Annotated in this window: 5 protein-coding genes; 3 read left to right on the forward strand and 2 right to left on the reverse strand. The window is 71.8% G+C overall.

Going from position 1 to position 4611, the window contains the following annotated elements:
• Positions 1-351 (forward strand): DNA-3-methyladenine glycosylase (locus OUY22_RS35760; protein ID WP_270159752.1); only part of this gene is annotated, 351 nt, incomplete at its 5' end.
• On the opposite strand, the gene OUY22_RS35765 is transcribed toward OUY22_RS35760, so the two are convergent.
• Entirely contained in the window at positions 291-692 is a 402-nt protein-coding gene (locus OUY22_RS35765) for a PH domain-containing protein (protein WP_270159753.1), read from the reverse strand. The genes OUY22_RS35760 and OUY22_RS35765 overlap by 61 nt on opposite strands.
• 83 nt (positions 693-775) lie before the next feature.
• Here OUY22_RS35765 and tyrS point away from each other — a divergent pair, with 83 nt between their 5' ends.
• Positions 776-2041, forward strand: a complete 1266-nt coding sequence (gene tyrS / locus OUY22_RS35770) for a tyrosine--tRNA ligase (protein WP_270159754.1) — start codon at positions 776-778, stop codon at positions 2039-2041.
• A gap of 2 nt (positions 2042-2043) precedes the next feature.
• On the opposite strand, the gene OUY22_RS35775 is transcribed toward tyrS, so the two are convergent.
• Positions 2044-3486: a glycosyltransferase family 39 protein gene (locus tag OUY22_RS35775; RefSeq protein WP_270159755.1), complete on the reverse strand. Its 1443-nt coding sequence runs from the start codon at positions 3484-3486 to the stop codon at positions 2044-2046.
• 104 nt (positions 3487-3590) lie between these two features.
• Here OUY22_RS35775 and OUY22_RS35780 point away from each other — a divergent pair, with 104 nt between their 5' ends.
• A complete protein-coding gene (locus OUY22_RS35780) occupies positions 3591-4181 on the forward strand; it encodes an HAD family hydrolase (RefSeq protein ID WP_270159756.1) in 591 nt (196 codons plus the stop codon).
• Positions 4182-4611 lie beyond the last annotated feature (430 nt).

Genomic DNA, 4611 nt, shown 5'->3' on the forward strand with positions numbered 1-4611 from the left:
GGGCCGGCCAGGCTCGCCGTGGCGCTCGGGCTGCTGCGCGAGCACAACGGCGCCGACGCCATCTGGGAGGGTCCGCCCGGGGCGATCCCCGCCGTCACCCGTCTCACCGGCGCCGCGCCGCAGGTGCAGGAGCCTCCGGGGATGCCCGCCGGATCGGCGGTGATGCTGGAGGGCCGCCCGCCCGAGCCGGCCGCGATCAGGTCGGGCCCGCGCACCGGGATCTCGACGGCCAAGGACACCCCGTGGCGGTTCTGGATCGACGGCGACCCGACCGTCTCCCCGTACCGGGCTCACGTGCCGCGGCGGCGCAGCTCCGCGGCCACTTCCGTGGGAGAGGCGCCGAGGTCGTGAGCGCTGAAGATGTGCAGGTGATCGCCGGTGTCGATCTCCAGCATCTCGCTGCGCAGCCCCCACCGCCTGCGCACGTCGACCTTGACGTCCCAGATGGCCTCCCACGGCACGTGGCGCTTGCCCGCGAAGCCGTGCACCACGGTGATGCCGTCCTCGTCCATCGACAGCCGCACCGGGGCCAGCACGTCGCGCAGCCCCATCGCGCCCACCAGCACCGCCGCCGGCACCGCGAGGATCACTCCGCGCAGGTCACCGCCGAAGAACCAGTACACTCCGAGCCCGGCGCAGGCCAGAGCCCCTAAGATCTTGAAAACAGCCAGCTCGCGACGGACCTTCCACATGATGCCGAGGCTATCCAAGTGGCGGCGTCAGGACGCGATCAGGCACGCTGTACCCATCACCCTCTACCAGGAAAGCCAGCATCGTGACCGACATCCTCGATGAGCTCGAATGGCGCGACGTGACCGCGCAGACCACCGACACCACCGCCCTGCGCGAGGCGTTGTCGAAGGGTCCGATCACGGTCTATGGAGGCTTCGACCCGACCGCACCGTCGCTGCACGTCGGCAACCTGGCCACGCTGCTGATCCTGACCCGCTTCCAGCGGGCCGGCCACCGGCCGATCGGCCTGGTCGGCGGCGCCACCGGGCTCATCGGCGACCCGAGCGGCCGCAGCACCGAACGCGCGCTCAACACCAGCGACGTGGTGGCCGAGTGGGTGGCGCGGATCCGGGTCCAGGTGGAGAAGTTCCTGTCGTTCGATCCGGGCCCGAACGCGGCCACGCTCGTCAGCAACCTCGACTGGACCGCCGAGCTGTCGGCGATCGACTTCCTGCGTGACGTCGGCAAGCACTTCCCGGTCAACCGGATGCTCGCCCGCGAGTCGGTCTCGGCCAGGCTGGGCGGCGAGGGGCTCAGCTACACCGAGTTCAGCTACCAGATCCTGCAGGCCAACGACTACCTGGAGCTCTACCGGCGGCACGGCTGCACCCTCCAGCTCGGCGGCAGCGACCAGTGGGGCAACATCACCGCGGGCGTCGACCTGATCAGGCGGGTCGAGGGCGCCCACGTGCACGCGCTCACCGGCAAACTGATCACCAAGGCCGACGGCACCAAGTTCGGCAAGACCGCCGGCGGCGCCATCTGGCTCGACCCGGCGCTGACCACGCCGTACGCGTTCTACCAGTACTGGCTCAACGCCGACGACCGCGACGTGATCCGCTTCCTCAAGGTGTTCACCTTCCGCTCCAAGGAGGAGATCGGGGAGCTGGAGAAGGCCCTCGCCGACCGGCCGTTCGCCCGCGAGGCGCAGCGGACGCTCGCCGAGGACCTCACCACGCTCGTGCACGGCCCCGACGAGCTGGCGGCCGCGGTCGCCGCGTCGAAGGCGCTGTTCGGCCAGGGATCGCTGCAGGACCTGCCGGCCTCCACCCTGGCCGCGGCGCTGGCCGAGGTGCCGAAGACGACCGTGCCGGCGCTCGGCGCGCCGCTGGTCGACCTCATGGCCGACAGCGGGCTGGTCGAGTCCAGGTCGGCGGCCCGCCGCGCGGTCAAGGAGGGCGGCGCCTACCTCAACAACACCAAGATCACCGACGAGGCGTACGCGCCGACCGCCGACGACCTGCTCCACGGCCGCTTCCTCGTGCTGCGGCGGGGGAAGAAGTCGGTCGGCGGCGTCGAGGTCGGCTGACCTCAGCCGCCCTTCCTCGTGTAGAGGGCGACCGTCAGGCCCGGCAGGTCGGGCGAATGCCACGAGTTCTCCAGCTCGTACCCGGCATCCTCGACCGCCTTCACCCGGTCCAGGCGGTCGCCCGCGGACTTGGCTCCGCGCCACACCATCCACACCCGCTCGCGTCCGCGCAGCGCGCCGGCCACGGCGACCCGCTCGCGGTAGCCGAAGCCCGTGGGCGCCGGTTCGCGGCCGAGCCGGAGGACGTCGTCCGGCCACGGCACGGTCCCGTACCCGTCGAGCCCGTAGTAGGCCGGGCCGTAATAGTCGAAACCGGCCCGGATCTGGCTCTGCCCGTACACGATCGCGTCGCCCGGCCGGGCCTGGATCCGGGCGACGGCCCACGGGAAGCTCTCGTACCGGCCGTTCTCCTCCCGCAGCTCCACGTGCCGGTACGCGCCTGCCGCCACCGACGCGGCGACCAGCGCGCAGCAGACCGCCACCGGCACCCGCCCGCGCCCGGCCCGCGCGGCGGCCAGCGCCGCCAGCAGCGCCAGCGCCGGAGCCGTCACGAACAGATAGCGATCCACGTACACCGGCATGACCAGGTGGGACACCGCGAGCAGCAGCAACGGCGGCAGCACCAGCCAGCCGAGCAGCGCACCCGCCCAGCGCGGCGGGCCGGCCTGCGCGTACGCCGGTGGGGCTGCCGCGCGGTTCTCTCGAGACGTCGCCAGGAGAGCCGCGCCGGCGAGTGCCGCCGCGATCAGCAGGATCCCGGCCTCGGTCGCCCCCGCCGCCATCTTCGGGAACAGCAGCAGCACGTCGGGGCCGCGCTGCGGGATCCAGCTGATCGCGTGCCGCTCCCCGTACCCGATGAGCCCCAGCACCAGCGCGGGCACGCAGCCCGCCGCGAGCGCGGCGAGCATCCGCGCCATCGTCTCGCGCCTGACCAGCAGCAGGTGGGCCGGGAGCACCAGCACCGCGAACAGGTGCGTGCAGCACACCAGCGCCACCGTCGCGCCGTAGGCCGCCCAGCGCCGGGAGTCCGGCCGCTCCTGCGCCCGGTGCAGCGCCCAGAACGACAGCACCGCCGCCGCGGCCGCGAAAGCGTAGGGCCGGGCGAACGCCCCGTAGTACGACACCGACGGCAGCGCCGCCAGCAGCGCCGCAGCCGTCACCCCCGCCCGCGTGCTGTGTAATCGCCTGCCGAGCGCCACGAGCAGGCCGGCCGCCGCACCGATCGCCAGCGCCGACGGCAGCCGTAACCACAGCTCGGACGTGCCCGCCAGCGCCCACACGTGCATGAACAGGTAGTAGGGCAGGAAGTGGCCGTCGATGTGCTGAGCCAGCTCCCACAGCCCGGCCACCGAACGGGTGGCGGCGCTGATCGTGGCCAGTTCGTCGCCGTTCAGCGTCGCCGCCCCCGACCCGCTGAACGCCACCCCGGCGGCCAGCGCGGCCATCGCCCCTTCGGCGTAGGGTCCGCGAGCGCGGGTCCGGGCGGGAGGAGGGGCTGACGTGGCGGCTCTGGTCACCGGGGCAGAATACGCCGCATAGGCTCTGAGACATGCCGAAGGTGATCATTTTCGATTTGTACGGTGTGATCGCTCGTACCCAGACAGACGAGGCGAAGCAGCAGCTCGTGGACCTGGCCGGAGTGTCGGGGGAGGCGTTCTGGGACGCCTACTGGGCCTGCCGGCCCGCCTACGACGCCGGGCAGGAGACCCGTGAGTACTGGGCGGCGGTGGCCGCGCGGCTCGGCGTGGATTTCGCCGACGTGCCGGCCCTGGTGGCGGCCGACCTGGAGAGCTGGTCGCTGGTGGACCCGGAGATGGTGGCTCTGGTGCACGAGCTGGCCGATCGCGGGGTCAAGCTGGGGCTGCTGTCCAACATCATCGAGGACCTGGTGCCGGTCTGGGAGCGTCACCACGGCGAGTGGCTCGGGCGGTTCGACGCGCTGACCTACTCGTGCCGGATCGGGGTCGCCAAGCCGGATCCGCGTGCCTATCAGATCTGCGCGGAACGGCTCGGGGTGGCGCCGCAGGACGCGCTCTTCTTCGACGACAACGAGGCCAACGTGGCGGGGGCGCGCGCCGCGGGGATGCCGGCCGAGCTGTTCACCTCGCCTGACCAGGTCCGGGCTCACGTCGGCTCCTGACCAGGCCCGGGCCCCATATCGGACAGCCCTCCGGGCCTCGGCCGCCGCGCGTCCTGGCGGTGCGCGGCGGCCGGCCAGGCAGGCGATTTGACGTCCGCCGGATCGCGACCTAACCTCATAAGTCGTCCCGGGAGTGAGCCGGACGCCGATCAGGCGGACGGGCCCCAGGACAAGCCCCTTGAGAACAAGCCACTCGGCCGGAGCGCTGCGACGCGCTCAGGATCGGGCCGTCTCGGGCGTCCGGAGTCAGATCGCCGAATAATCGGTTGATTCGACAGGCGCAGGATGACACGGTAAGTTCCGAGGGCCGCCAAACCTGATCAGAAGAACCGATTACGGATTTGACCGCATATCGGATGATCTGGTAGGCTGGCGAAGAGCGAGATGTTCGCCACCGGCGCTGAGGATGGATGTTCTCGGCAAGGTGCAC

The sequence above is a fragment of the Nonomuraea corallina genome (genome assembly GCF_027620315.1).
Lineage (GTDB): Bacteria > Actinomycetota > Actinomycetes > Streptosporangiales > Streptosporangiaceae > Nonomuraea > Nonomuraea corallina.

Coding starts and splice junctions, on each gene's coding strand:
- OUY22_RS35765 (WP_270159753.1), bottom strand. CDS start 692: ATGTGGAAGGTCCGTCGCGAGCTGGCTGTTTTCAAGATCTTAGGGGCT.
- OUY22_RS35775 (WP_270159755.1), bottom strand. CDS start 3,486: ATGGCCGCGCTGGCCGCCGGGGTGGCGTTCAGCGGGTCGGGGGCGGCG.
- OUY22_RS35780 (WP_270159756.1), top strand. CDS start 3,591: ATGCCGAAGGTGATCATTTTCGATTTGTACGGTGTGATCGCTCGTACC.